This is a genomic window from Pseudochelatococcus sp., assembly GCF_050946405.1.
Classification (GTDB): Bacteria; Pseudomonadota; Alphaproteobacteria; order Rhizobiales; family Beijerinckiaceae; genus Pseudochelatococcus.
The window spans coordinates 194,781-221,543 of sequence record NZ_JBMNUS010000007.1; the positions used below are offsets into that span (position 1 = coordinate 194,781).

Annotated in this window: 27 protein-coding genes and 1 pseudogene; 17 read left to right on the plus strand and 11 right to left on the minus strand. The window is 66.6% G+C overall.

The window, feature by feature from the left end:
* Nucleotides 1–9: 9 nt before the first annotated feature.
* The 5 genes and pseudogenes from ACOYJQ_RS12220 to pqqE all read left to right on the plus strand — a co-directional run bounded on the left by ACOYJQ_RS12220 (nucleotide 10) and on the right by pqqE (nucleotide 3,928).
* The gene (locus ACOYJQ_RS12220) at nucleotides 10–441 is read left to right on the plus strand and encodes a pseudoazurin (RefSeq protein WP_433458772.1); all 432 of its coding nucleotides are present in this window, start codon (nucleotides 10–12) and stop codon (nucleotides 439–441) included.
* Between the two features lie 38 nt (nucleotides 442–479).
* A complete protein-coding gene (gene pqqA / locus ACOYJQ_RS12225; RefSeq protein ID WP_433458774.1) occupies nucleotides 480–716 on the plus strand; it encodes a pyrroloquinoline quinone precursor peptide PqqA in 237 nt (78 codons plus the stop codon).
* Between the two features lie 51 nt (nucleotides 717–767).
* Complete coding sequence (gene pqqB / locus ACOYJQ_RS12230) at nucleotides 768–1,712, plus strand: pyrroloquinoline quinone biosynthesis protein PqqB (RefSeq protein WP_433458855.1); 945 nt, start codon at nucleotides 768–770, stop codon at nucleotides 1,710–1,712.
* Nucleotides 1,681–2,804: pseudogene (gene pqqC / locus ACOYJQ_RS12235) on the plus strand (pyrroloquinoline-quinone synthase PqqC). The gene pqqB and the pseudogene pqqC overlap by 32 nt, the downstream one beginning before the upstream one ends.
* A 68-nt stretch (nucleotides 2,805–2,872) precedes the next feature.
* Nucleotides 2,873–3,928 (plus strand): pyrroloquinoline quinone biosynthesis protein PqqE, encoded by a 1,056-nt coding sequence (gene pqqE, locus ACOYJQ_RS12240; protein WP_433458857.1) that lies wholly within the window; start codon nucleotides 2,873–2,875, stop codon nucleotides 3,926–3,928.
* Between the two features lie 79 nt (nucleotides 3,929–4,007).
* Here pqqE and ACOYJQ_RS12245 read toward each other — a convergent pair whose 3' ends face one another.
* From ACOYJQ_RS12245 to ACOYJQ_RS12260, 4 genes are all read right to left on the minus strand, one after another.
* Nucleotides 4,008–5,696: an ABC transporter permease gene (locus tag ACOYJQ_RS12245; protein ID WP_433458775.1), complete on the minus strand. Its 1,689-nt coding sequence runs from the start codon at nucleotides 5,694–5,696 to the stop codon at nucleotides 4,008–4,010.
* Nucleotides 5,697–5,803: 107 nt separating this feature from the next.
* A complete protein-coding gene (locus ACOYJQ_RS12250) occupies nucleotides 5,804–6,826 on the minus strand; it encodes an extracellular solute-binding protein (protein ID WP_433458859.1) in 1,023 nt (340 codons plus the stop codon).
* 223 nt (nucleotides 6,827–7,049) lie between these two features.
* Nucleotides 7,050–8,102 (minus strand): ABC transporter ATP-binding protein, encoded by a 1,053-nt coding sequence (locus ACOYJQ_RS12255; RefSeq protein ID WP_433458776.1) that lies wholly within the window; start codon nucleotides 8,100–8,102, stop codon nucleotides 7,050–7,052.
* A complete protein-coding gene (locus ACOYJQ_RS12260) occupies nucleotides 8,099–9,022 on the minus strand; it encodes a MurR/RpiR family transcriptional regulator (RefSeq protein WP_433458777.1) in 924 nt (307 codons plus the stop codon). Before ACOYJQ_RS12260 ends, ACOYJQ_RS12255 begins: the two co-directional genes overlap by 4 nt.
* 176 nt (nucleotides 9,023–9,198) lie before the next feature.
* Between ACOYJQ_RS12260 and ACOYJQ_RS12265 the strand changes: the two genes are divergently transcribed.
* The 12 genes from ACOYJQ_RS12265 to ACOYJQ_RS12320 all read left to right on the plus strand — a co-directional run bounded on the left by ACOYJQ_RS12265 (nucleotide 9,199) and on the right by ACOYJQ_RS12320 (nucleotide 18,156).
* Nucleotides 9,199–9,627, plus strand: a complete 429-nt coding sequence (locus ACOYJQ_RS12265; protein ID WP_433458778.1) for a TIGR01244 family sulfur transferase — start codon at nucleotides 9,199–9,201, stop codon at nucleotides 9,625–9,627.
* A gap of 52 nt (nucleotides 9,628–9,679) precedes the next feature.
* A complete protein-coding gene (locus ACOYJQ_RS12270; protein WP_433458779.1) occupies nucleotides 9,680–10,576 on the plus strand; it encodes an MBL fold metallo-hydrolase in 897 nt (298 codons plus the stop codon).
* A gap of 3 nt (nucleotides 10,577–10,579) precedes the next feature.
* Nucleotides 10,580–11,011 (plus strand): YeeE/YedE family protein, encoded by a 432-nt coding sequence (locus tag ACOYJQ_RS12275; RefSeq protein WP_433458780.1) that lies wholly within the window; start codon nucleotides 10,580–10,582, stop codon nucleotides 11,009–11,011.
* Entirely contained in the window at nucleotides 11,011–11,448 is a 438-nt protein-coding gene (locus ACOYJQ_RS12280; RefSeq protein WP_433458781.1) for a DUF6691 family protein, read from the plus strand. Before ACOYJQ_RS12275 ends, ACOYJQ_RS12280 begins: the two co-directional genes overlap by 1 nt.
* A gap of 79 nt (nucleotides 11,449–11,527) precedes the next feature.
* Complete coding sequence (locus tag ACOYJQ_RS12285; protein ID WP_433458860.1) at nucleotides 11,528–13,282, plus strand: SulP family inorganic anion transporter; 1,755 nt, start codon at nucleotides 11,528–11,530, stop codon at nucleotides 13,280–13,282.
* Nucleotides 13,279–13,650 (plus strand): DsrE family protein, encoded by a 372-nt coding sequence (locus ACOYJQ_RS12290; RefSeq protein WP_433458782.1) that lies wholly within the window; start codon nucleotides 13,279–13,281, stop codon nucleotides 13,648–13,650. The genes ACOYJQ_RS12285 and ACOYJQ_RS12290 overlap by 4 nt, the downstream gene beginning before the upstream one ends.
* Nucleotides 13,651–13,818: 168 nt before the next feature.
* The gene (locus ACOYJQ_RS12295) at nucleotides 13,819–14,388 is read left to right on the plus strand and encodes a peroxidase-related enzyme (protein WP_433458783.1); all 570 of its coding nucleotides are present in this window, start codon (nucleotides 13,819–13,821) and stop codon (nucleotides 14,386–14,388) included.
* Nucleotides 14,389–14,467: 79 nt separating this feature from the next.
* Nucleotides 14,468–14,692: a putative hemolysin gene (locus ACOYJQ_RS12300; RefSeq protein WP_433458784.1), complete on the plus strand. Its 225-nt coding sequence runs from the start codon at nucleotides 14,468–14,470 to the stop codon at nucleotides 14,690–14,692.
* Between the two features lie 71 nt (nucleotides 14,693–14,763).
* Nucleotides 14,764–15,147, plus strand: coding sequence for a hypothetical protein (locus tag ACOYJQ_RS12305; protein WP_433458785.1), 384 nt, complete (start codon nucleotides 14,764–14,766; stop codon nucleotides 15,145–15,147).
* A 203-nt stretch (nucleotides 15,148–15,350) separates the two neighbouring features.
* Entirely contained in the window at nucleotides 15,351–15,941 is a 591-nt protein-coding gene (locus ACOYJQ_RS12310; RefSeq protein WP_433458786.1) for a hypothetical protein, read from the plus strand.
* Entirely contained in the window at nucleotides 15,941–16,462 is a 522-nt protein-coding gene (locus ACOYJQ_RS12315) for a YcnI family copper-binding membrane protein (RefSeq protein WP_433458787.1), read from the plus strand. Before ACOYJQ_RS12310 ends, ACOYJQ_RS12315 begins: the two co-directional genes overlap by 1 nt.
* Before the next feature lie 134 nt (nucleotides 16,463–16,596).
* Nucleotides 16,597–18,156 carry a copper resistance protein CopC gene (locus ACOYJQ_RS12320; RefSeq protein WP_433458789.1) on the plus strand — a complete coding sequence of 520 codons (1,560 nt, stop codon included), beginning with the start codon at nucleotides 16,597–16,599 and terminating at the stop codon, nucleotides 18,154–18,156.
* Between the two features lie 61 nt (nucleotides 18,157–18,217).
* Here the strand turns inward: ACOYJQ_RS12320 and ACOYJQ_RS12325 are convergent, their stop codons facing one another.
* From ACOYJQ_RS12325 to ACOYJQ_RS12355, 7 genes are all read right to left on the minus strand, one after another.
* The gene (locus tag ACOYJQ_RS12325) at nucleotides 18,218–18,820 is read right to left on the minus strand and encodes a pentapeptide repeat-containing protein (RefSeq protein WP_433458790.1); all 603 of its coding nucleotides are present in this window, start codon (nucleotides 18,818–18,820) and stop codon (nucleotides 18,218–18,220) included.
* 111 nt (nucleotides 18,821–18,931) lie between these two features.
* On the minus strand, nucleotides 18,932–20,770 hold the full coding sequence (locus tag ACOYJQ_RS12330; protein ID WP_433458792.1) for a methanol/ethanol family PQQ-dependent dehydrogenase: 1,839 nt from the start codon (nucleotides 20,768–20,770) through the stop codon (nucleotides 18,932–18,934).
* A gap of 153 nt (nucleotides 20,771–20,923) precedes the next feature.
* Complete coding sequence (locus ACOYJQ_RS12335) at nucleotides 20,924–21,607, minus strand: response regulator transcription factor (RefSeq protein WP_433458793.1); 684 nt, start codon at nucleotides 21,605–21,607, stop codon at nucleotides 20,924–20,926.
* Nucleotides 21,604–23,172, minus strand: a complete 1,569-nt coding sequence (locus tag ACOYJQ_RS12340) for an ATP-binding protein (RefSeq protein ID WP_433458795.1) — start codon at nucleotides 23,170–23,172, stop codon at nucleotides 21,604–21,606. The genes ACOYJQ_RS12335 and ACOYJQ_RS12340 overlap by 4 nt, the downstream gene beginning before the upstream one ends.
* On the minus strand, nucleotides 23,169–23,558 hold the full coding sequence (locus ACOYJQ_RS12345) for a hypothetical protein (RefSeq protein WP_433458796.1): 390 nt from the start codon (nucleotides 23,556–23,558) through the stop codon (nucleotides 23,169–23,171). The genes ACOYJQ_RS12340 and ACOYJQ_RS12345 overlap by 4 nt, the downstream gene beginning before the upstream one ends.
* A 299-nt stretch (nucleotides 23,559–23,857) precedes the next feature.
* Nucleotides 23,858–25,111, minus strand: coding sequence for a pyridoxal phosphate-dependent aminotransferase (locus ACOYJQ_RS12350; RefSeq protein ID WP_433458797.1), 1,254 nt, complete (start codon nucleotides 25,109–25,111; stop codon nucleotides 23,858–23,860).
* A gap of 4 nt (nucleotides 25,112–25,115) precedes the next feature.
* Nucleotides 25,116–26,528 carry an FAD-binding oxidoreductase gene (locus ACOYJQ_RS12355; protein ID WP_433458798.1) on the minus strand — a complete coding sequence of 471 codons (1,413 nt, stop codon included), beginning with the start codon at nucleotides 26,526–26,528 and terminating at the stop codon, nucleotides 25,116–25,118.
* Nucleotides 26,529–26,763 lie beyond the last annotated feature (235 nt).

A 26,763-nucleotide genomic window follows, 5' to 3' on the forward strand; every position in this document is an offset into this window, starting at 1 on the left:
GAGGAAGGAATGCGCGCAAGTCTGGGGATCGTGCTCGCCGCCTGGCTGGTGGCCGGCGGGGCGGCGGCGGCGGAACACGAGGTGAAGATGCTCAATACGGGCAAGGAAGGCGCCATGGTGTTCGAACCCGCCGCCGTGAGAGCCGAACCGGGCGACACCGTCCGCTTCGTTCCCACCGACAAGAGCCACAATGTCGAGAGCATCAAGGGAATGTTGCCGGAAGGCGTGGCGCCCTTCAAGAGCAAGATCAACGAGGAATTCGTGCTGACGCTGACGCAGCCCGGCATCTACGGCGTGAAATGCACGCCGCACTTCGCGATGGGCATGGTCGCCCTGATCCAGGCCGGCGAAGCCCCCGCGAACCTCGACGCGGCGAAAGCGGTGAAGCTGCCGAAGAAGGCGGCCGAACGCATGGAAGCGGCCTTCGGCACGCTGCCCTGACGTCCGATACGGATACATCCCTCCCAACCGATGCACGGATGAAGTCAACCGGCGCAACAGCGCAGTCTATCACAGTCAAGCCAAGCTTAATAGAACTGCTTTACAATGCCGGAACGAAGATATATGGTAATGTCATCGCCCGGAAAAGGGTTGGTGAAAAGCATAAACCATCAACAACAAGGAGGAAGAACATGACCTGGAATACGCCTTACATCGTTGAAATCTGCGTCGGCCTCGAGGTCAACGCCTATTTTCCGGCCGACATCGAAGTCTGACGGAAACCCGGAACGGGGCGGGCGGTGACGATGCCTGAAGGATCCTTCGGCCTGCGGCTCGTGGTGCTCGGCTCGGCGGCCGGCGGCGGCTTTCCCCAGTGGAACTGCCGTTGCCCGGTCTGCTCTCTCGCCTGGGACGGCGACCCGCGCGTGCGCAGGCGAACCCAGACATCGGTGGCGGTGAGCGCGGACGGCGAGCGATGGGCGCTGGTGAACGCCGCGCCTGAAATCCTGTCCCAGATTCAGGCCGTGCCGGCCTTGCATCCGCGGGGAAGCGGGCGGCATACGCCGGTGGCTTCAGTGCTGTTGACCAATGCCGACATCGATCATGTCGCGGGATTGTTGAGCCTGCGGGAAGCGCAGCCGTTCTCCCTGCACGCGACGCCGGCCATCCATGACGTGATCGGCGCGAACGGCGTGTTCGACGTTCTCGCGCGCGGCATCGTCGACAGGCTGCCCGTGGCGCCGGGAGCGCCCTTTCCGCTGGTGGACGGCGTCGCCGCCGAGATTTTTCCGGTGCCGGGCAAGATCGCGCTCTATCTGGAACGCGGAGAGGTCGAGACCGCCGTGGAGGGTGAGCAGACCGTCGGGGTCGAGCTTCGCGACGGCAGGCGCCGCATCCTGTTCATTCCGGGCTGCGCGCTGATGACCGATGCCCTGCGCGCGCGCATCGACGGCGCGGATGCGGTGCTTTTCGACGGCACGGTCTGGCGTGACGACGAGATGATCGCCGCCGGCGTCGGCGCGAAGACCGGGCGGCGCATGGGCCACATGGCGATGTCGGGCGCGGACGGCTCGATGGCGGCGTTCGAGGGCCTACGCGTCGGCCGCAAGGTCTATCTGCATATCAACAACACCAATCCGGTGCTCATCGACGGGTCGCCGGAGCGCCGCGCGGCGGAACGCGCGGGATGGGAAATCGCCGAAGACGGCATGGAAATCGGGACGGAATGGAGCTTGCAGGATGACCGGATCGCTCTCCCCGCAGGAACTTGAGGCGACGCTGCGCGATGTCGGCGCGCGGCGCTATCACAATCTGCACCCGTTTCACCGGCTGCTGCATGGCGGCAAGCTCGATCTCGGGCAGGTCCGGGCCTGGGCGCTCAACCGCTATTATTATCAGGCGATGATTCCGGTAAAGGATTCCTCCATCCTCGCCCGCATGGAAGAGCCGGAACTGCGGCGCAACTGGCGCCAGCGCATCATCGACCACGACGGAGAGCGCGAGGGCGAAGGCGGCATCGCCCGCTGGCTGAAGCTCACGGACGGGCTCGGGCTCGATCGCGACTACGTCACCTCGCTGCGCGGCCTGCTGCCGGCCTCCCGCTTCGCGGTGGAAGCCTATGTGCATTTCGTGCGCGAGAAAAGCCTTCTCGAAGCCATCGCCTCCTCGCTGACGGAGATGTTCTCGCCCAACATCATCGAGGAACGCGTCGCCGGCATGCTGAAGAACTACGATTTCATTGCCCCGGAAACGCTGGCCTACTTCGACAACCGGTTGACACAAGCGCCCCGCGACGCCGATTTCGCGCTGGACTACGTGAAGACCCACGCGCGCACGCCCGAGCAACAGCAGGCCGCGATCCGTGCGCTGGAGTTCAAGTGCGATGTGCTCTGGGTGCAGCTCGACGCGCTCTACTTCGCTTATGTCGACCCGAAGGCGGGTTATCCCGGTGCTTTCGCGCCATAGAGCAGTTTGCGTTCAAGTGTGGAATGTGGAGCGGGGCGGCGATTCAACCTGATCGCATCCCGCTCCGGAGACTCCCGGGAGGAACAATGAGCGCTCCGTTGTCGTCCACTGACATTCCGAAACTCGCGCGCGGCGTGCGCCTGCGCCACGACGAGGCGCGCGGGCTGTGGGTGCTGCTCGCGCCGGAGCGCGTGCTTCAGCCCGATCCGGTCGGGGTCGCGATTCTCGGCAAGGTCGACGGCGTGCGCTCCCTCGCGACCATCGTCGACGAACTGGCGGACAGCTTCGCCGCCGACCGCGCCCGCATCGCGACCGATGTCGGCGCCTTCCTCGCCGGCCTCGTCGAAAAGGGACTGGTCGAGATCGGCGCGCCTTCGTCGGCACGGGCTGCGCCGTGAGCGCCGTCGCGGACAGCGCGGCGCGGGAAAACGCGCCCGTCAGCCCCCCATTGCCCGTTCCCTACGGCATGCTGGCGGAATTGACCCATCGCTGTCCGCTGCAATGCCCCTATTGTTCCAATCCCGTGGAGCTGGAACGGCGCGGCAACGAACTCGACACCGAAACGTGGCTGCGCGTGTTCTCCGAGGCGGCGAAGCTCGGCGTGTTGCAGGTCCATCTCTCCGGCGGCGAACCGACGGCGCGGCGGGATCTCGAACCGATGATCCGGCATTGCGTCGAGGTCGGGCTTTACACCAATCTCATCACCGCCGGCGTCGGCGTCACGCCGGAGCGCCTGCGGGCGATATCGGACGCGGGCGTCGACCACGTTCAGCTTTCCTTCCAGGGCGCGGACGCACCGACGACCGACCGCGTTTCCAACTTTTCCGGCGCGCATGAGCGCAAGCTCGCCGTCGCCCGCGAGGTGCGCCGGCTCGGCCTGCCGCTGACCGTCAACGCGGTGGTGCACCGGGCCAACATCCACCAGATCCCGACCTTCATCGAGCTGGCGCTGGCGCTCGACGCACGGCGCATCGAGATCGCCCACGCCCAATATTACGGCTGGGCGCTGCGCAACCGTGGCGCGCTCATGCCGACGCGCGCTCAGGTGTTCGAGGCGCTGGCGGTGGTCGAGGAAGCGCGGGATCGCCTGAAAGGGCGGCTCTCCATCGATGCCGTGGTGCCGGATTACTACGCGAAATATCCCAAGCCCTGCATGAACGGCTGGGGCCGGCAATCGCTCAACGTCACGCCATCCGGCAAGGTATTGCCCTGTCACGCGGCGGAAACCGTTCCGAACCTCGATTTCTGGAACGTGCGCGAGCACGATCTGCGGGAGATATGGGCCTTGTCGCCGGCCTTCAACGCCTTTCGCGGCACGGCGTGGATGCCGCATCCCTGCCGCGGCTGCGAGCGGCGTGAAATCGACTGGGGCGGCTGCCGCTGTCAGGCGATGGCGATCGCCGGGGACGCCGCCGCCACCGATCCGGCCTGCCACAAGTCGCCGCTCCACGCCCGCATGCTCGCGCTGGCCGAGACGGACGCCGCCGCGACGAGCGCCTACGACTACCGGCGTTACGGCTGATACGCGAAAAGCCGCCGCCGCGAACCCGGATCGACATGCCATCAAGCCGAAAAGCGTATGCACTCTTCGGCACGATACCCTATCGCCGCTCGCTCCGGAGCAATCCGCCGGCCGAACGCGAAGGCGCGCCGGCCGCATCGGAAGATGGCCGCGACGGCGCGGCTCTGCCCACGCGGGAGAGCACGACGACAGGCAATATGCCGATCACCACGATCAGCAGGGCGGCGATCGATGCCTCCTCATAGGTGCCCCGCGCCGCCTCGCCGTAAAGATGCGTTGCCAGCGTCTCGAAATTCAGCGGGCGCAGCAACAGCGTCACGGGCAGTTCCTTCATGCAGTCGACGAACACCAGAAGGCCCGCGGAAACGAGCGCCGGCCGCGACAGCGGCAGATGCACGTGCCGGAACACGCCCGAGGACGTCCGCCCCAGCGTGCGCGCGGCGTGATCCAGCGAGGGCGAAATGCGGCTGAACCCCGCCTCGATGCCGCCGGTGGCGATGGCCATGAAACGCGCGCAATACGCAAGAACGATGGCCGCGCCGGAACCGAGCAGCACGAGACCGACGGACAGGCCGAGGAATGTTTCGGCGCCCCCCGAAAGCATGCGGTCGAACGCGCCGATCGGCATGAGCAGGCCGAGCGCCAGCACGGTGCCGGGGATCGCGTAGCCGAGAGTCGATACCCGGACGGCAACGGCGGTGAGACGCCCCGGATAGGTGCGCGCGGCATAAGCCACGACAAGCCCGCAAAGCAACACCAGCACGGTCGCGGTGAAGGCGACGGAGACCGTGTTGACGACCTCGCCGAGCAATCGCTGCGAAAGCCCCGCGAAACGGTAACGCTTGTAGGCTTCGACGCACAGATAGATGGCGGGCGCGATGAAACCCAACGCCACGGGAAGGAAGCAGATCGTGAAGGCTCCCGCCGCACGCAGGCCGGCCAGCGGCGCGGGGCTCATCGCCCGCGGCCGCTGGGCGGCCGCCGTGTAACGCTGGTTGCGGCGCGCATGGCGCTCGATCAGCACGAGCCCCACCACCATCACGAGCATGGCGAGAGAAATCTGGGCGGCGCCGGGCATGTCCGACCGGCTGACCCAGGTGGTGTAGACGGAAACCGTCAGCGTGCGGACGCCGAGAAACTCCGACGCGCCGATATCGTTCAGGGTTTCCATCAGCGCAAGGCTCACGCCGACCGCGATGGCGGGGCGCGCGAGCGGCAGCGCCACCCGGCGGAACACGTCGCCCCGGCTGCTGCCCAGCGTGCGCGAGACCTCGACGAGACTTGCAGCCTGCGTCAGGAACATCGAGCGCGTCGTCAGGTAGACATAGGGATAGAGCACCAGCCCGAGCAACAGGATGCAGCCCCACATCGACCGGATGTCCGGCAGGCGGAACGCGCGGGGGCTGGTGTAGCCGAGCAAATACCGCAACGCGCCCTGCACGGAACCGACGGGATGAAGAATGTCGAGATAGGCGAACGCGATGATGTAGGTCGGCACCGCCAGCGGCAGCAACAGCCCCCATTCCAGGAAACGCCTGCCGGGAAACTCATAGGCCGTCACGATCCACGCCGTCGTGGTGCCGATCAGCGTGGTCAGGACGCCGACGCCGGCCAGCAGGACGATCGTATCGCGAAGCGCCGCCGGCAGCACATGGCGGATCATATGCGGCCACAATCCGGCGCTGCCCTCGAATGCGGTCAGGATCAGCGCAGCGACGGGAAGGCAGACGAATGCGGCGACGGCAAAGGCCGCAAGACGCCATCTCATCCCGGACAGGCGCCGCGATACGATATTCATGGGATTGAAAACCGGTGAGGTCACGGGTGAAGGAAGCGGCCGCCCGCAAAGGCGCCGGCGGCCGCAGCGCGCCGGGATCAGTTGTCGAAACCGACCTTTTCGGCAAGTTCGCTGGCCTTCTTCCGGAAGCCGACGCCCTTGACGAGATCGACCGTGTCGGGCTTGAGCGCACCGTATTCGGCGATCAGCGGGGCGACCGTGGCGCCCGCATTGACGGGGTACTCGAAATTCGCCTCGGCATAGATCTTCTGCGCGTCGTCGGACACGAGATATTCAAGCAGCTTGACGGCCTCGGCCCTGTTGGGCGCGTGGCGCGCGACCGCCGCGCCCGTGATGTTGACCTGCGTGCCGCCGTTCTCGAAAGTGGGCAGGATCATCCTGATCGCGTTCGCCCACTCCTGCTGCTCGGGGCCGCCCTTGCCGCTGCGCATCAGGCCGACGTAGTAGGAATTGGCCACGCCGATGTCGCACAGGCCGCCCATGATGTCGCGCGCCACATCGCGATCGCCGCCGCCGGCCTTGCGGGCCAGATTGGCCTTCAGGCCCTCGAGCCACTTCTCGGCCGCCTCCTCGCCGTGATGGGCGATGTAGGAGCCGATCAGCGCGACGTTATAGGGATGCTGGCCGGAGCGGATACAGATCTTGCCCTTCCACACCGGGTCTGCAAGCCGTTCGTAGGTGATTTCCCTCAGGTCCACGTCCTTGGCTGCATACAGCGCCCGCGCGCGCAACGACAGGGCGAACCAGTTGCCCTTCTCGTCGCGCAGGGAGGAGGGAATCGTGCGCGTCAGCACCGCGGAGTCGACGCTCTGCGTCAGGCCCTTCTCGACCAGATCGACGAGATTGCCGGCATCCACCGTCATCAGGATATCCGCCGGCGACTTGTCGCCCTCCGACGCGACGCGCTCGGCAAGGCCGTCCTTCAGGAAGATCGTGTTGACCTTGATATCCGTGGCCTTGGTGAAGGCATCGAGCAGCGGCTGGATCAGGCCCGGCTCGCGGGTCGTGTAAAGGTTGACCTCCGCCGCCGCGGCGCCGGACGTGCCGGCCAGAACCGCAAGAAACGAGCCCGCAAGCAATCCCTTCAACGTCGTTCGCATTTTCATGGTTGACTCCATCTCTGTCGGGGCTTATGTAGAATTATTATGAATCTAATCTGGTTCGTCGACCTGATTGACAGGCCGGATGAACGATGTGGCGCTGTAGCAGTAAACTGCTTTTTTGCGTCGCATGCGGACGGTTGCGTTCGTGTCCGCGATGACGATGCAAAACGGCGGTGCCTGCGACACCTCCCCCGTGACGCCCCGAAGGCGGCACTTTACCTCAAAAAATCAGGATTTGCTCCGGAGATATGGCCAGACGTGTCGAATCGCCTTTGCTGAGGCGGCTGCGGCGCGTGGACCGAATCCGCAGAGGCTCCGACAGCGCTGCTACGGCGACATGCATCTGCTCGATCTCGCCGAACAGCGCGCAATCCACGACCGTGCAGTCGACGCCTTCGGCATCGTTCACGCGCAGGCATTGCGGGCGAATGTAGACGGTCGCGTGCTCGCCCTCGGCGAAACCGGGCGCAGCGAAGCGTCCCAGCGGCGTCTCGGCGCAGCCGTTCCGGCACACCGTCCGTATCTTGTTGAAGGAACAGAAGAACTCCGCCGCATAAGGAGAGGCGGGATGCTCGTAGATCTCCGCGCCGCTCGCCGACTGAACGATCTTGCCGTTGCGCATGAGGACGATCACGTCGCCCGTGGAAAGAGCCTCTTCAGGATCGTGCGTGACCATGATCACGGTCGTGCCCAACTCCCGCAGGATATCGATCGTCTCGGTTCGAATGCCGTTGCGCAATTCCCGGTCGAGATTGGAGAAGGGCTCGTCCATCAGCACGATGTCGGGCTGGGGCGCGAGCGCGCGGGCCAGCGCCACCCTCTGCTGCTCGCCGCCCGAAAGCATGTGCGGGAAACGCCGCGCGAGATGGTCCAGCCCCAGCCGCGCGACGATTGCGGCGCACCGCTCGCGCGCGGCGCGGCGGCCGATCCGCCTGAGGCCGAACAGGATATTGTCGGTGACGTTCAAATGCGGAAACAGCGCGTAGTCCTGAAACATGAAGCCGATGTTGCGGTCCTCGGGCTCGACATGGCCGCCGGAGCCGGAAACCTCCCGGCCGTCCAGCAGCACACGGCCCTCGTCCGGCCGATCGATGCCCGCGACGATGCGCAACAGGGACGACTTGCCGCAGCCCGAATGCCCGACGAGACAAACGAGAGCCCCCCGCCCCACTCCCAGCGAAACGTCGTCGAGCGCCTTCACGTTGCCGAACCGGCGGGATATCCCCTCAAGCCGGAGATGACAGTCGTTGCCCGTTTGCCGATCGTGCATCATGTTTCATCCATATGATTTTTCTGGTACGCTGAAAGCTTGCGGGAGCGTGCCGCCTTGCGCAGGCGCTCAAGTTCCCCCAGCGTGAACACGGCCGTTCGCGAATCCGATGTCGCCAGCCCCAGCAGAAGCATTTCCAGGCACAGCACGGTCACGCCGTGCAGGGCGATGCGTTCGTCGCATCCGCGCGGCACGGTCAGCACGACATTCATGCGCCGGGCGAATTCCGTATCCCCGGCGTCGGTGAGCAGAATCACAGGCATACGCCGCCGCCGCGCTTCGGCCACCGCCAGTTCCGCCTCGACGTAAGGCTTGCCGTAGGCCAGCATGAACAGCGCGTCACCCGGCTCAAGAGCGAGCAACTGGTCGGCAAGCTCTGCGCCCGTCCGGTCGAGCACGGCCTGCCTCTTGCCTTTCCGCCGCAAGCGGGCAGCGAAATAGGCGGCGATATGGGCAGTCGGCCCGACGCCGAAAACCACAACCCGCCGCGCGGCATGCAGCGTGTCCAGCGCCGCCATCACATGCTGCCGGAAGGCGGTCGTTCTCAGGAAATCGAGACCCGTGACGAAAGTGTCGAGCACGCTGTCCAGCGCCGCCTCGACACTTTCCGACGTGTCGGCCAGCGTCCGCTGCAAGTTTTCGACGGGCGTATCGCGCTTGCCGTAGGATGCGGCGATTTCGTTCCTCAGGTCGTGAAGCCCGCCGAAGCCCAAAGCCTGCACCGCGCGAATGACGGTCGCATCCGACGTGCCGATCTCCCGCGCCAGATCGGCGGCCGAGGACGTCAGCACCGCCAGCCGGTTGGCGTCGATGAACGCGGCCACCCGCCTGTAGGACGGCGAGAGCATCTCGCGCCGGCGCGCGTAGCGGTCGCTGAAGACATCGCGTTTCCTGATCGGTGAAGCACCACCCGGTTCGGCCATGCGCGCCCTTGATAAGATAGCTGCCCCTTCTGTAGCACCTGTTACATTTCCTGACCCGAAAAGTAAATACTACGCCGCCCGGCGTCGCGCGCCTTATGTTAAATTTTTTCGATTGCATTTTATTGCAATGTAATTTACCTCTCCATTGCACGCCGGATGCGATGGAGAGAGCGTCAGTGGAACCTGTCACGATCAACGAACGTTTCGCCGTATGCGGGCAGATCGGCCCGAAGGACGTCCCGGAACTGGCGCGGGCGGGATACGCGACCATCGTCAACAACAGGCCCGACGGCGAGGCGCTCTTTCAGCCGGACGCCGCCGCGATCGCCGCCGCGGCGGCGCGGGCAGCGGTCGAGAGCGTCCATATTCCCGTATCCGGCCCGGACATCACGGAAGCGACGGTTCGCGCGTTCCAGCAAACGCTGGCGGAAAGCCGGGGGCCGGCGCTCGCCTTTTGCCGCTCCGGCTCGCGTTCCCTGATCCTGTGGGCCATCGGCGAGGTTCTGGATGGCCGCATGGCCAGGGAAGATCTCATCCCTTTCGGGTCCGAACGCGGTTTCGACCTTTCGCGCGCGGTCGATTGGCTGACCGAAAACGGCCGCTGATCCACCCGTCAAGACGACCCCGAAAAAAACAGCAGTCGAAAAGGAAGCATCCATGCCCGGAACACCCGAAGTCGCCGGCTTCTTCGACCCCCGCACCTGGTCGTTCCAGTATGTCGTCGCCGATCCCCGGACGAAGCAATGCGCCATTGTCGATCCGGTTCTTGATTTCGACGAGAAGTCGGGCCAGACGGCCACGACAAACGCCGATCGCATGCTGGACTTCATCCGGGAGAAGGGCTACGCGGTCGCGTGGATTCTCGACACGCATCCGCACGCCGACCATTTCTCGGCCGCTCGCTATCTCAAGGAGAAGACCGGCGCGCCGACTGCCATCGGCGAGAGGGTGACTGAGGTCCAGAAGCTCTGGAAAGGCTTCTACAACTGGCCGGACTTTCCCGCCGACGGCTCGCAGTGGGACAGGCTCTTCGCCGACGGCGATACCTTCAACGTCGGCAACATCGACGCGAGGGTGATGTTCTCGCCCGGTCACACGCTGGCCTCGATCACCTATGTGATCGGCGACGCCGCCTTCGTTCACGACACGCTGTTCATGCCCGACAGCGGCACGGCGCGGGCCGATTTTCCCGGCGGCGACGCGCGGGTGTTGTGGCGGTCGATCCAGGCGATCCTCGCCCTGCCCGACGAGACGCGCCTCTTCACCGGCCACGACTACCAGCCCGGCGGGCGCGAGCCCAGGTCGGAATCGACCGTCGCGCAGCAGAAGGCGGCGAACGTGCACCTGACGCGATACGGGACGGAAGAGGCGTTCGCCGCCGCGCGGGAGGCGCGCGACCGCACGCTGGCGATGCCGAAGCTCATCCTGCATGCGCTGCAAGTCAACATGAACGGCGGCCGTCTTCCCGCCCCCGAAGCCAACGGCCGGCGCTATCTCAAGATCCCGCTCGATCTGCTGGCCGGGGCGGCGTGGGACGAGATCGATCGGGACTGAACCATGACCGCATTCACCCCCCTCGCCTCGCTTCTCGGCGGCGCGCTCATCGGCCTCGCCGCCGTGATCCTCATGGCCACGCACGGGCGCATCGCCGGCATCTCGGGCATTCTGTCCGGCCTGCTGCCGCCCCGTGCGGCGGATTGGGCATGGCGCGCGGCTTTCTTCGCCGGCGCGATTGCCGCGCCGGCGCTGATCATGGCGTTCGCCGGCGACGCGGCCATCGCTTTCGAGAGCCCCGTTCCGGCTCCGTGGCTCATTGTCGGCGGCCTGATCGTCGGCGTCGGCGTCAGCTTCGGCTCCGGTTGCAGTTCGGGGCATGGCGTGTGCGGCATCGCGCGGCTGTCGGCTCGCTCCATCGCGGCGACCCTCGTCTTCATGGCGACGACCGCCGTGACGGTCTTCGTCATCCGGCATATCCTCGGAGGCTTCTGATGACGCGCGTTCTTTCCGCCCTCGTCGCCGGGCTCGTCTTCGGCGCGGGCATCGCCGTCTCCGGCATGATCAACCCGGCGAAGGTGCTCAACTTCTTCGATTTCGCCGGCGCGTGGGACCCCTCGCTCGCCTTCGTCATGGGCGGCGCCCTCGCCGTGACGGCTGTCGGCTACCGCCTCGCGCTGAAGCGCCCGCGACCGCTGCTGGACACGGCGTTCCATCTGCCGTCGAGGCGCGGGATCGACATGCCGCTGCTCGCGGGTTCCGCCCTGTTCGGCATCGGCTGGGGCATCGCCGGCTTCTGCCCCGGCGGCTCGATCCCGGCGCTCGGGCTGGGCAAGACCAGCGCCCTGATCTTCGTGGCCGCGATGATCGCCGGCATCGCTCTCGCGCGTCTGATGCGCAGGACCGCCGGCGCACCCTCGTCGCCGGCCTGATCGGGAGACGGGCGCGGACATGGCGAACGACGACATGGCGAACACAACCTCGGCGAACACAGCCTCGGCGAACACGGACATGGCCGGCGGCCCCGCACGCTTCCTGCCGATCCTCGCATGGGCGCGGACCTACGACCGCGCGACGTTCGCCAGCGATCTGGTGGCGGCCGTCATCGTGACCGTCATGCTGATTCCGCAATCGCTGGCCTATGCGATGCTGGCCGGCCTGCCGCCGGAAGTCGGCCTTTACGCCTCGATCCTGCCGCTCGTCGCCTACGCGCCGTTCGGCTCCAGCCGCACGCTCGCCGTCGGCCCCGTCGCCGTGGTGTCGCTGATGACGGCGGCCGCCGTCGGCGAGATCGCGGCGCGCGGCACCGCCGACTATCTCGCCGCGGCGATCCTGCTCGCCTTCCTGTCGGGCGCGATGCTGGTGCTGATGGGGCTTTTCCGGCTCGGCTTCCTGGCCGATTTCCTCAGCCATCCGGTGATTTCCGGCTTCATCACCGCCTCGGGCATCCTGATCGCCGCCAGTCAGTTGCACCACCTGCTCGGCGTTCCCGCCGGCGGCGACACGCTGCCCGGCATCGTCGCGGCGCTCGCCGCCGACGCGGCCGGGACCAACCCGATCACCCTCGCCATCGGCCTCGGCGTGCTTGCGTTCCTTCATGTCGCCCGCAGCCGGCTCAAACCGCTGCTCATCGGCCTCGGCCTCGCGAACCGGCCGGCGGACATCGCCACGCGGGCGGCGCCCATCCTCGCCGTGGCGGTGACGATCCTGCTGGCGAACCGCCTCGATCTGGGCGCGCAAGGCGTGGCGCTCGTCGGCGCGATCCCGCGGGGACTGCCGGCGCCGGCCCTGCCGCATGTCTCACTCGACATGCTTTCGGCCCTCGCCGTTCCGGCCTTTCTCATCAGCCTTGTCGGCTTCGTCGAATCCGTGTCCGTCGCCCGCACGCTGGCAGCGAAACGGCGGCAGCGGATCGCGCCGGATCAGGAACTGATCGGGCTGGGCTTCGCCAATATCGCCGCGGGCCTGTCGTCGGGCTATCCGGTAACGGGCGGCTTCGCCCGCTCCGTCGTCAACTTCGACGCCGGCGCCGAGACACCGGCCGCGGGCGCGTTCACCGCGCTGGGGATCGCGCTCGCCGCGCTTTTCCTGACGCCCCTGCTCGCCGATCTGCCGCGCGCGACGCTCGCCGCCACCATCATCGTCGCGGTGCTGTCGCTGGTGGACCTTCGGGCGATCCGCCGCGTCCTCGCCTATTCGAAGACGGATTTCGCCGCGATGGCCGCGACGATCCTCGTCACGCTGCTGTGGGGCGTGGAGCCGGGCGTCGTCGCCGGCGTGGGGCTGTCGCTTTTCCTGCACCTCTACCGCACGAGCCGGCCGCATGTGGCGGTCGTCGGCCGGGTGCCGGGAACGGAGCACTTCCGCAACGTCGCGCGCCACGCGGTCATCACCGAGCCTCACATCCTGTCGATCCGCGTGGACGAGAGCCTCTATTTCGCCAACAGCCGCTATCTGGAAGACAGGATCGCGGCGCTCGTCGCGGAACGGCCCGATATCCGCCATGTCATCCTGATGTGCCCGGCCGTCAACGAGATCGACGCCAGCGCGCTCGACAGCCTCGAAGAGATCAATCGTCGCCTCGCGGAAGCCGGGATCGCCCTTCATCTCTCCGAGGTGAAGGGGCCGGTCATGGATCGCCTCCGGCGAACGGATTTTCTCACCCGCCTCACCGGCCAGACCTTTCTCAGCCAGCATGCCGCCGTCACCACGCTCTGCGCGGCCACCGGCGGGCCGGCCTTCACCAGCACGGGAGCCCTGAAATGAAACCCGCCGATTTCGTCGCCACCATCTTCGACGGCAAGTCCAACCCGGCGAAAGTCACCGTCGCCTTCACCATGGCCGTCAACGCGCTGAACAAGGGGCACGGCGCCGTCGTCCTCCTGATGGTCGACGCCGTGGAACTCGGCCTGCCCGAAGCCACGGCGGGCATGGATATCGGCAAGCCCTTCGTCCCCGTGGCGGACCTGCTGGCCGATTTCCTCGCGCGGGGCGGGCGCATCGCGATCTGCGCCTCGTGCATGCTCCACAACGGCTTCACCGCCGAACAGATGGTCCCGGACTACGAAATCATCACCGCGCCGGATGTCGTCGATCTCCTGATGGCAGCCAGGGGCTCGCTGCAAATCACCTGAAGCCGCAGGCGGCGCTGCACGGCCAAATCCTGCCTGCGGAAAACACTTCAAATCAGGAAGTTACGGCATTTCCACGTTTCAACGAAGCATGGAAATGCTGTAGGAACGTCTTCTGAAACAAAAAGTCGGGCGCGCCTGCCGCAGCCCGTCCATCCGGAGGAACCGCCCATGACCACGCCCGCCGTCAGCCGCTTTCCCGTGCCCGACATCGCGAACCTGCCGGATGATATCCGCGAGCGCATCCTCGCCGTACAGGAAAAGTCGGGCTTCATACCGAATGTGTTCCTGGCGCTGGCGTACCGGCCCGACGAGTTCCGCGCCTTCTTCGCCTATCATGATGCGCTGATGGAGAAGACCGGCCCGATCACCAAGGCGGAACGCGAGATGATCGTGGTTGCGACCAGCAGCGCCAACCAATGCCTGTATTGCGTGGTCGCGCACAGCGCGATCCTGCGCATCCGCGCGAAGAGCCCGCATGTCGCCGACCAGATCGCCGTCAACTATCGCAAGGCGGACATCACGCCGCGCCAGATGGCGATGCTGGACTTCGCGATGAAAGTCGCCACGCGCGCCTTCGCGGTCGGCGAAACCGACATCGCGACGCTGAAGGAACACGGCTTCACCGAAGACGACGCGTGGGACATCGCCGCCATCGCAGCCTTCTTCGGCCTGTCGAACCGGCTGGCGAACGTCGCGAGCATCCGTCCGAATGAGGAATTCTACGCGATGGGACGATAAGGTGCGGATGCCCGATCCCGAATCGCGCGATAACCGGTCCGCCGGCCCGTCCCCGGCATCCGGCATGGAGGAAACCGCAATGAAAGCCGCCCTTCTCACGGCCGCGTTCCTGCCTCTCGCGGCGTGCGCCGCGCAGGAAGAACACGGCATCGGCCTGGCGAACCCCGCCTCCGTCTATTGCGAGAGCGTGGGCGGGCGCGTCGAGATTCGCAGGGAAGCGGCGGGCGACGCCGGCTACTGCCATCTGCCCGACGGCCGCGTCATCGAGGAATGGACGTTTTTCCGCGCGCAGAACAAAGGTTGATGCGGCCGCGCTCATCCGATTGTCTGACGCCACGCTTTTGAGTATGCTCCCCGTTCGGGGGGAAAAGCATCTTGACCATGGCGCGCAGCATCATCGGCCGGGAAGTCGGCATGGCATTTGCCGTGCTGGCGATCTGGCTGCTGTCGTTGCTTGCGCCGATGCATCAGGTCTCCCGCCTCGTGACGGATCTCGCCGAGGCGGGAATCGTCGCGCGCGTCGACTGGTCGATCTGCACGCAGGCCGCCGCGGATGACAACGGCGACAGCGCGCCGATAAAGATCTGCCCGGCGCACGGGATCGGCAAGAACGGCCTCGCGCCGCCGCCTTCTTCCACCATTCTCGCCATTTTAAGCCCGGTCGTGTTCACCGTCGGCTTCGCGCCGACGCCCGAGCGCTTCTGGTCCCGCATCCAGGCCGACACCGGCCAGCCGCGCGCGCCTCCCCTTCCGGCCTGACCAGCGCGCACCCGCGGACCTGACGCCGCGCGGGACGAAGCGTCACGGCCGGATTCAGCCTCATCCCGAGGGCTACCGGCGGATAGCGTTCCCCGACGTCTTCAAGCGGATCGTCGCGCGTCATCACGGGCGCGCGGGCGGCGGGGCGAGGCCATGCCGGCCCGCACCGCGCCCGGCGATCTCTCACGAACGCCGGAACAGCCATGCTTCAGGTAAGATACCGGGCCAGTCCGCATATCGGCGGCCGCAGGAACGGGCGCTTTCCCGCACGGCGGAGCGGAAGCGGCGCGATCCCGCGTATCGGGATGCGCGAGGCAGGGCTGGTTCTTGCCGTGCTGGCGATATGGCTCCAGTCGCTGCTGGCGCCGATGCACCAGATCTCGCGCACGGTCACGGAACTGCGGCTGTCCGGTCACGAGACGGGCGTCGGCTGGACCATTTGCACCGCGACGGGCGAGACCGACGACAAGGGCCGGCCCATCTATCTCTGTCCGGGAGCGTCGCTGTGCGGCGGCGGGCTGCTTCCCCCCGCCGCCCCGCCCTTCTCGACGGTATTGCGGCTTGCCGGAAAAATCGTGCCGGCGGCGCTATCCCAACTGCGCACGCATCGCACCGTGAAAGGCAACGGCCGGCCACGCGCACCCCCGGATTTCGATCGACAGGAACGCGCTCAAGATCAAAACCATGGAGGCTTCTCGCGTTTCGGCGAGATGCGGAAAGCTTCCGGGTGCGTATCGACCGAACCGGCGGGACAGGCCCGCCACTCCTTTCACGACAATCCGGAGATCGATTGATGATCCGCAAATTCACCGGTGCCGCCATTGCCGCCGCTCTTTTCGCATCCGCCGTCCCGGCGGCAGCCCATGTCACCTTCGAGCAGCGGGAGGCCGCCGTCGGCTCGACCTACCGCGCCGTCCTGCGCGTGCCGCACGGCTGCGCGGGCAAGGCCACACATACGGTTCACGTCCGGATCCCCGAGGGCTTCTTCAACGTGAAACCGATGCCCAAGGTCGGCTGGAAGCTGGAAACCCTCACCGGCCCATACAAGAACGCCTACGACAGCCACGGCAAGCAAGTGACCGAGGGCGTCAGGGAAATCGTCTGGTCCGGCGGCAACCTGCCCGATGAATGGTATGACGAGTTCATCTTCCGCGGCACCTTCGCCGGCGATCTGCCGGTCGACAAGGCGCTCCACTTCCCGGTGGTGCAGGAATGCGCCGGCGGCGAAGAGGCCTGGATCGACACCACGGGCGGCGAGGAGGCGGATTTCCCCGCTCCCGGCGTGACCCTGCGCGCGAAGAAACCGGCCCACTGATCGCCCGGTAGCGGCTGAAACGCGCCGCCGCTCCGTCGCATCAGGTTTTTCCGAGAAGCGCCCGCGCCTTTCGGCCTGATGCGCCGGGGCGGCATCGCGGCCCCGACTTCCCCGGCTTCGAGGACAGGAACGCCATGCCCGCCATTCTCAACCGTCCGCACTGGTTCCTTGTCGCCCTGCTGCTCATGCTGCCGCTGCCGGCCTTCGCCCATGCGGTGCTGACGGGCGTCTCTCCCGCGGAAAACGCGGTTCTCGATGTCGCCCCCGATGCCGCGCTCCTGAGCTTCAACGAGCCCGTCTCCCCGCTCTCCATCCGGCTGATCGGGCCGGACGGGTCCGACAGCGACCTGACGCGCGCCGTTTCCGGCGCGCGGGAACTGCGCATTCCCTTCGCCGCTCTTGCACGGGGCACCCATGTGCTGACATGGCGCGTCGCCTCCGACGACGGTCATCCGGTCGCGGGATCGCTCGTCTTTTCGATCGGCGTGGCGACGGGCGCGGCCGCCGTCGCCGCGAGCGATCCGCTGGTCGCCGGCCTGCTGTGGGCCGCCAGGTTCCTGATGTCCGCCGGCCTGCTGCTCGGCATCGGCGGCGCCCTCTTCGGCGCGCTTGCCGGCCTGCCGGCGGAGGCGAGGCGGCCCGTGCGCGGGCTCATCTGGCTGGGCCTGCTGACGACGCCTCTCGCGCTCGGTCTGCACGGCGCGGATGCGCTCGGAACGCCGGTCGCATCGCTCCTGACCCCCGCCCCGTGGGCGGCCGGCGCGGCAACGAGCTTCGGCCGGACGACCGCGCTGGCGATGATCGCGGCCGGCCTCGCCCTGACGGCTTCAAGGGTGAAGCGGCTGGCCTTCGCGGCCGTCGCCGTGCTGGCCGCCGCCTACGCGTCCAGCGGCCACGCCAGCGCGGCCGCGCCGCAATGGATGACGCGGCCGGCCGTGTTCCTGCATGTCGCCGCGCTTTCCTTCTGGCTCGGCGCGCTGCTGCCGCTGACGCTCTGGCTGCGGCGCAGGGACGGCGCTGCCGCCCTGAAGCGCTTTTCCGACATCATTCCCTTCGCGGTCGTGCCGCTCGCGGGCTCCGGCCTCGCGCTGGCGCTGGTCCAGCTCGGCCCCCGCCCGGACGGCTGGTCGACCGCCTACGGCGCGATCCTCGCCGCGAAACTCGCGCTTCTGGCGCTTCTCCTGACGCTTGCCGCCTGGAACCGATGGTTCCTGACCGCGCCAGCCCTTCGGGGAGCGGCGGTGGAAATCCGCCGGCTGCGGGTTGTCGTCGGCACTGAAATCGTGCTTGCCATCGCCATTCTCGGCCTGGCGGCGGGCTGGCGCTTCACCCCGCCGCCCCGTGCGCTCGCGCAGGCGGCGGCGCTGCCCGCGGCGGCGCATCTCCATATCCATACGTCCGAAGTCATGGCCGATATCACCGTCACGCCCGGAACCGCCGGACCGGCAACGGTGGAAATCGTCCTCTCGGATGGCGACATGCTGCCCCTGACGCCGCTGGGCGTCGTACTCGGCGCAAGCCGCCCCGACCGGGGCATCGAGCGCATGACGCATGAAGCGACGCTCGGTGCGGACGGCATCTGGCGGATCGACGATCTTGTCCTGCCCCTGCCGGGCGTATGGCGGATCGGCCTCGACGTCCGCCTCGGCCGCTTTTCGTTGGCGAAGCTGTCGGGCGAGATCGACATCAAGTGAGCTTGCCCCGAAAGCCCGCCGGCCCGTCGGTGCGGGCCGGCGGGCGGGACCGCATCACGTCCTACCAGTTGACGGGGCAGCCCCGGCAGTCCTTCATCCAGCTATCCTGAAAGATCGTGAACGTCTGGACGCTTCCCTCGAGCGTGGCCTGGGCCAGATTGGCGTTGTAGAGCTTGGTTTCCTGAAGGTTGGCGTCCGTCAGATCGGCGCCTTGCAGGTTGATCTTGCTGCCCTGGAGCATTTCGAGATCGGCGGCGGTGAGATCGGCGTGGGACCAGTCCGACCCCGCCGCGCGGGCGTGTTCGAAATTCGCGCCGCGCATGTCGGCCCGGCGCGCCGTACTGCCTTGCAGGAATGCGCGCTCCAGCTTCGCGGCCCTCATGTCGGCGCCGTCGAGGTTGGCGCCGCGCAGATTGGCGTCGGTGAGGTTGGCGCGGGTGAGCCGCGCGCCGCTCAGGTCCGAGCCCGCAAGGTTCTTGCCCCTGAGATCGGCGTGGCGCAGATCCGCGCCGGGACACCTGGTTCCGGGCTCGATGCGGCAGCCGTTGATCACCACCACGCCGTCGGGGCCGGGCTCCGGCCCGTCGTAACTCCAGAATTTTTCCTCGGCCGATGCGGCGAACGGCGCGAGCGCGACAACAAAGGCGATGACGAGCATTTTCATGATTGCCTCACAACGGCGGGGAAGGAAAGCGGAGCGTTTGGCCGTCACGAACGATCGGGAAACGCCCCGGCATCTCCGTTTGCTTCCGCATCTGTTTTCTTGCGCGTCCGTCTACTTCCGGGCCTGCTTGATATCGGACAGCTTGAACACCCAGAACGACCCGCCCTGACTCACGTTGCGCGTCATCTTGGCGAGGTCGCCGCCCCAGAGCGGCACCGCGCCGCCGTATCCCGAAGCGATGCCGATGTACTGCTCGCCGTCCATGTCCCAGGTGACGGGAGAGGAAACGATGCCCGAGCCCGTCTGGAACTTCCACAGTTCCTCGCCCGTCTCGGCGTGGAACGCCTTGAAGTAACCGTCCGAGGTGCCGGTGAACACCAGCCCGCCGGCGGTGGTCATCGTGCCGGCCCAGAGCGGCATCTCCTCCTTGTGCTCCCACTTCACTTCGCCCGTCGCGGGGTCCATGGCGCGCAGGATGCCAACGTGGTCCTCGAACTTCTTCTTGATGGTGAAACCCATGCCCAGATAGGCGGCGCCGGGCGTGTAGCTCACCTTCTCCGCCCAGAAATCCTCCTGCCAGTGGTTGGCGGGGATGTAGAAAAGGCCGGTCTCGGGGCTGTAGGACATCGGGTTCCAGTTCTTGCCGCCCAGGAACGGCGGCGAGATCTGCGCGACGGTTCCCTTGGTCTCGCCCTCGGCGGGCGGAGGCGGACGCTGACCCTCGACCTCGATCGGACGGCCGGTTTCAAGATCGATGCCCTTGGCCCACGTGATCCCGTCCACGAAGGGGAAGGCGTTCAGCAGCGCCGTGGGGCGGTTGATCTCGCCGCCGCGCTTCGACAGCGCGTCGACATCCGTCACGTAGAAGAAGCCGTTGCGGTCCGCGTGGGCGCCCGCCCTGAAGGTTTTGCCGTCCTTATCCTTGTAATCGAAAAGAATGATCTCGTTATTGCCGGAGAAATCCCACGTATCGTTCGGTGTATGCTGATAAAATCCGATCAGCTCGCCGTTCGAAGGATTGACATAAGCCTGCCCCGACGTGAACAGGCTGTCGCCCGGCCAGCGCGCCCAGCCGTTCCACGGGGCGGGATTGCCGGCGCCGACGACGATCGTGTTCGTTTCCTCGTCGAACGAGGCGGATTGCCACGGCGCGCCGCCGCCATGACTCCACGCCTCCACGAGTTGTCCGTTCTTGTCGCGCGGCCAGGACGGCGCGTCCGGGTTGCCGGTCGGCGTGCTGTCCTTGCCCATGTAGCGGCCCATGTGGCCCTCGACGAACGGCCGCATCCAGATTTCCTCGCCCGTCTCCGGGTCTCTGGCGAAAAGCTGGCCCACCACGCCGAACTCGTCGCCGGACGAGCCGTGGATCAGCAGGTCGCGGCCCGTTTCCCTGTCGCGGATGATCGTGGGAGCGCCGGTGATCGTGTAGCCGACCTTGTAGTCGCCGAAACGCTTGTGCCAGGCGACCTTGCCCGTCTTGCGGTCCAGGGCGACGATCGAGGCGTCGAGCAGCCCCATGTAAACCTTGTCGCCGTAGATCGCCGCGCCGCGGTTGATCACGTCGCAGCAGGGGCGAATTCCCTCCGGCAGGCGGGCGGTGTATTGCCACAGCTTGCGGCCGGTCTTCGCATCGAGAGCGAACATGCGGCTGTAGGAGGCCGTGACGTAGATCACGCCGTCCTTGACGATGGCCTGCGCCTCCTGACCGCGCTGGCGCTCGTCGCCGAAGGAGAACGACCACGCCGGGACAAGGCTCTTCACCGTCTCGACATTGACGGCGTCGAGCGGGCTGAAACGCTGCACCTTCGGCCCGAAGCCGTACATCAGCACGTCTTCCGTCGTCTCCGCATCATTGCGGATATCATTCCACCCGACATCCGCCATGGCGGGTGCCGCGAGCGCGAGCGCCAGAAAGCTGGCGGCCGCCACGAGCGTCGCTTTGCGCTTCATCGTTTTCCTCCCAGACATACGGACCGGTTTTCTCCGGTTCCAATGAAGGGAGGCTAGCACCCGGGCCTGAGAGCGGGCTGAGGCCCGTCTGAGAATTTCCTGAAACGAGGGGGGACCTTGGTCGTATGCCGCCCGCCGGCGACAGACGCGGAATCAATGGCCGACCGGCTCGTCGAGGATGTAGCCGTAGCCCCTCACCGTGCGAAGCCGTATGCCCGCGCCGCTGCGGGCGAGCTTCCGGCGGAGGTAGGAGACATAGACGTCCACGACATTGGGCGTATGGCAGTCGTCGTCGCCCCAGACGCGCCCGAGCAGGGTCTCGCGGGTGACGGCCCTGCCGGCGTGCTGCATGAAGAATTCGAGCAGCGCGAATTCCCTCGCCGTGAGCGGAATGACGTATTCGCCCACCGACACCTTCCGGCTTTTCTGATCGAGAACCACCGGCCCGGCGCGAAGCTGGCGCCCGCGCGCGAAGCCCGTGGCCCGCCTCACCAGCGCATCCACCCGCGCGGTCAACTGGGCGGTCGAAAAGGGCTTGGTCATGTAGTCGTCGGCGCCGAGGCGCAGGCCCCGCACGATGTCCTCGTCCCGGTCGCGGCAGGTCAGCATCAGGATCGGCGTCGTCACGCCCTGCTCACGCAGCCGCTGGCAGACCTCGAAGCCCGAATAGACGGGCAGGAGCACATCGAGCACGATGGCGTCGAACCTGTCGGCCGCCGCCCTGTCGAGACCTTCCTCGCCGCTGCCGCATCGCTCCACCTGCCAGCCGCCGCCCAGAAAGGCGTCCTCCACCACCTGCGCAATGCGAGGATCGTCCTCGATCACCAGTATGGTCATGCCGCGCTCTCCTCCGTTTCCTCGCCGACGCGCGGCAGCCGGATCAGCACCTCCGTGCCGCCAGCGCGACCCGACCCGATCGTCAGCGTCCCGCCAAGTCCCAGCACCAGCCCGCGCGCCATGGAAAGCCCGATGCCCGTGCCTCCCCTGCCGCTCACGTCGCGCTCGAAGACCCGCTCCAGCAAGGGTTCGGGAATGCCCCGGCCGCCGTCGCGAACGGCGATGCGGGCTTCCGGCCCGTCGGCCTCCAGCACGACATCGACGGGCGCATCCGGCCCGGCGTGGTCGAGCGCGTTCTCCAGCAGCGCATCGCACGCGCGCTGCAATTCCCGCCGATCGGCCCGGACCACCACCGGCTCGTCGCCGGCGTAGCGGAAGCGGACCCGCTCGCTTCCCGGCAAGGCGCGCAGCGACGCCAGCCTGTTGTCGAGAAAATCGTAAAGTTCCACCGGCTCCAGCACCCGGCAAAGGCGTCCGTCCTCCGCGCGCGCGAGCGTGAGCAATTCGGACACCCGCCCGGCCACTTCGTCGATGGCGTCGAGCGCGGCGTCGAGCGGCGCCGTTCCCCTGCCCTGCCGCTCCAGGCCCGTGCGGGCGTTCTCCACCGTGCCGCGCGCAACCGCGAGAGGCGTTTTCAGGGCGTGGCCGATATCCCCCAGAAAGCGCCGCCGGGTCGCGTCGACCTCGCGCAGCCGGGCGTTGGACAGTTCGAGTTCCGCACTCCGGCGCTCCAGTATCCCGGCCAGCCGGCGCTGTTCCTCATGCTGGCGCAAGGCGGCGCGCTCGAGCGATTCCGCCATGCCGTTCACCGCCCGCGAGACAACGCCGGCCTCGTCTTCCGGCACCGGAGAAACGCGGGTGTCGAGATGCCCGTCCCCCATCCGCGACACGGCGGCGCGCTGCTGCCGGAAACTCCGCCCCGCCCGGCGGGCGATCGACAGCCCCAGCGCCGACGCCGCCACGACCGCCGCCACGACGAGCGCGAGCGCGATCCACGCCAGCCTGTCCCGGAGCGCGGCACGGCCCGCGCGCGCCGTTTCGACTTCGCCGGCCTCGTCGGTCAGCGCTTCTTCCACCAGCCCGCGAAAATTCCGCCGCGCCCCTTCGAGTTCGGCAAGCGGCGCGCCCGCTTCCGCAGTCCCGGCGCCTGAGCGGCGAAGCTCCGCGATGCGGCCGAGCGATGCCGTCATACGGCGGATTCCCGCGCGCAGCGCGGCGGGGCGCTCACGCTCGCGCGCCTCCTCATCGCGCTCGTCGTCGCTCACAAAGGCGATTTCTTCCTCGGTAAGCTGGTCCAGCACGCCAAGATCCTGCATCGCGTCGAGCTCGGCCTCGGCCAGCGCGGCGCGCGCCGCCTCGGGATCGGGGGCGAGCAGCGTGTCGAGCGCCATCCGGTTGGCGTCCGCGAGCAGCCGCTCCAGCACGGCGATCTGCCGCGCGGCCTTTTCGATGCGGCTGTGGGTCCATTCCTCCGTGCGCAGCAGCAGCGATCCAACGCCCGCAAGGGCGACGAGCGCGACGAGCGGAACGCCGATTGCAAGAGCAAGGCGGGCGGCCAGCGTCATGGCGCGGTCTCCGCCACACGAACCCGCCAGCCGCCCGAGGCGTCGACCTGCACCCGGTAGCGTCCGGGTCCGGGGAGCCGGTAGCGCCCCTCGCCCTGCCCGCCGAGATGAAGATTTTGGACAAGCCTGCCCGCGTCGTCCTCAAGATAAAGGACGAGGATCACATCGTCGCTTTCGTAAATGAGAACGGCCGGACCGAAGGTCTCGAAAATGCCGGTCGCGCCGTTGCCGAAGCCGGAGAAGCTCACGCCCGCCCGATCACGCGCAAGCGCGTCGTAGCACGCCAGCCGGTCGCCGTCCGCCGGGATCGGCGCACATCCGGCAAGCGAGGGGCCATGCCCATCGGCCATTGCGACACGGGCGATTACCGGCGGAACAATCCACACCCACCGCATCCATGACAGGCAGGATCGCACGACGGCGTTTCCACGTTTCGTCGAACCACGATCGAACCCGCATTCCGCGTTGCGTGAAGCGCGATCCGGCATCCGGCCCCCCCTGCCCCGACAGCGCATAAGTTACAGAAGCAACCGCTCCATCAAACGCGCGGGGAAAAGATCGCGCAATGCGACCTTGGTCGGACTGATATCCGCAAGAAACGGGACCGGCGGAAGCGGCAATCCCGCACCTGCGGAGAGCGGCAAGCGCGAGATCGTCAGCACATCGTATAAAGAGCGGGAAAACCTCAGGCGACGTCGCTCTCCGCGGGCGCGTCTTTTTCCAGCACCGACAGGGCGTCGGCGATACGCTGGTGCGCCCGCCGGAGGTCGTTCAGGCTCGCGGCAAAGGACAGCCGCAGGAAAGGCGACTGCCCGTAGGCGTGACCGGGCACCAACGCCACGCCATTTTCAAGAATCCAGTCCGCGACATCCTGATCGTTCAGCAATTTCTTTCCATCGGGACGATATTTACCCAACGTGGCGGAGCAGTCGATCCACGCGAAGAAGGACCCGCGCGGGGGATGCACCGACAAGCCGTCAATGGCGTTGAAGTTGTCGACGACGAACGCGGCGCGCTCCCGATACGCCTGGCGGGACGAGTCGAGGAAATCGTCCGCCGCTCCCGAGAGAGCGGCAAGCGCCGCCGCCTGGCCGATGGAAGACGGCCCTGAGGAAACCTGCGACTGCACCGCCTCCATCGCCTTGATCAATCTGGCATGCGCAACCGCCCAACCGATCCGCCATCCGGTCATTGCATACGTTTTGGATACGCCGTTGGCGATCAGCGTGCGCGCGCGGAGGTCCGGCGCGACACCGAGAAGCCCGCGCGACCCGTCGGGATTGAAAGTGATGTGGTCGTAGATTTCATCTATCAGGATCAGAACGCGGGGGTGCCGGCGAAGGATATCGGCAAGCTCAAGCAATCGGGATTCGCCGTAGACCGCACCGGTCGGATTGTTCGGCGAATTGATGACGAGCCACTTCGTTCCGGAGGTTATGGCGCTTTCGAGCCGGGCTCCCGTTAACAGAAAATCCTCTTCCCGCGCGGTCGGCACCGCCACGACCTTTCCGCCGTTGAGGCGTATCGAACCGGAAAAAGTCGGCCAATACGGGCTTGGGAGGATCACTTCGTCGTCGGGGTCCAGCGTGGCCCTGAAAGCATTGTAGATGACCTGTTTGACTCCGTTGGAGACGATCACCCCGTCACTGGAGAAATCCAGCCCCAGTCTGCGCGCGTAATGATCCGCAATGGCCTGGCGAAGCGCTCCGGTGCCGCTGGTCGGGGTATATTTCGTCTTCCCCGACAGGATCGCATCGATCGCGGCGCGCTTGATCGCATCCGGGGTATCGAAATCCGGTTCTCCCGCTGTCAGGGTGATGACGTCACGTCCTTCGCCGATCAGTCTCGCCGCGCTTTGGCCGGCCTTGGCGATGGGAGAAAGCGAAACGTTTCGCACGGACGAAGAAAGCACATCCGGAAACTCCTGGGACGACGGCATGGTTTCAGAGCACCTTTCCGGGGTTGAAAAGACCTTCGGGATCGAGGGCGAGCTTGATTTTCTTCATCAGCTTCAACGCCACGGGATCCTTGTAACGCGGCAGAACATGTCGCTTGACCTGTCCGATCCCGTGCTCGGCGCTGATGGCCCCGCCATGCTGATGAACCGTGTCATAGGTAATTTCATGCAACGCTTCTTCGTGACGCAGCAGTTCCTCCGGGGATTGGCCCGGTGCGCGCGCCAGATTGAAGTGAAGATTGCCATCGCCCAGATGGCCGAACACCAACGGACGAATGCCGGGCGTATGCTCGTTCAGACGCCGGGCGCCGGCATCGAGAAAATCCGGGATGCGCGAGACGGGCAGCGCGATGTCGTGCTTGATGGTAGGGCCGTCTCTTCTCTGCGCCTCCCCGAGCGCTCCATGGCGAAGACGCCATAACGATCCGGTCTTGGCCGGGCTGTCCGCGACCACCGCGTCAAGCACCAGTTGCCGCTCGATCGCCGGACCGACAAGGGCCGCAAGACGTTCCCTGACCTGCTCCTCGCCGTCGACGCCCGAGATTTCCAGAAGCACGTACCAGTGCGCAGCGGATGCCGGCAGGGGCAGCGGCTGTTCCGGCACGTTGCTTTCCACCAGCTTGTAGAGGAGACCGGAAACAAGCTCGAATGCGGTCAGCGAGGGGCCGAGATGCGCCCGCGCGCGATCGAAGAAGCCGATCACGGCATGAATGCCTGCAAACGACAGGAATGCCGTCGTTTGTGAAGCCGGGCGGGGAAAGAGCTTCAGGGTCGCCGCGGTCACGACGCCGAGCGTGCCTTCGGCACCGATGAAAACATCCCGCAGGGAATAGCCGGTGTTGTCCTTGCGCAGACCGTTGAGGCCGTGCCAGATTTCGCCGTCGGCCGTCACCACCTCGAGCCCCAGCGTCAGGGCGCGCGTGTTGCCGTAGTGAAGCACCTGCGTTCCGCCCGCATTCGTGGACAGATTGCCCCCGATCGTGCAGCTTCCCTCGGAACCCAGGCTCAGCGGGAAAAGCCTGTCCGCGTCCAGCGCCGCCGCCTGAACCTGAGACAAGGTGCATCCCGCCTCCGCGATCAGCGTGTTGTCCTGCGCATCCACGTTCCGAATTCGATTGAGCCGCACCGTTGAGAGCACGACGGCGTTGCCAGTCTCGTCGGGCGTGGCGCCCCCCACCAATCCGGTGTTGCCTCCCTGCGGGACGACGGGAAAGCCGAACCGGCGCGCGAGGCGAACGAGCCCGGCGACTTCCTCCGTGCTTCCCGGACGCGCGACGCATACGGCGTTGCCGCGCAGGCGGCCGTGCCGATCCGTCAGATAGGCGGCCGCATCCTCCCCGACAAGCACCTGCTTTTCTCCCAGCAGGCCGATCAGGCCCTCGACAATCTGATGACTCATGGCACCTCGAACCCGCTCATCGGGCTTTCCAAAGCTTCGATTCAAAGCCCTTCTCCGTTTCATCGAAACACAGAAAAGCTGTATCCTTTTGAATTAACGTGTTTTCTTCATGCAATGCAGTATCCGCTTTGCTTGACGATGCTTCAGAGCGCCTTCCGATTGAACGATGCCATCTGGTCGCTCAGGATTCGCTCAGAACAAGGAATTCTGGACATGTCCCGTCCGGATTGAAACG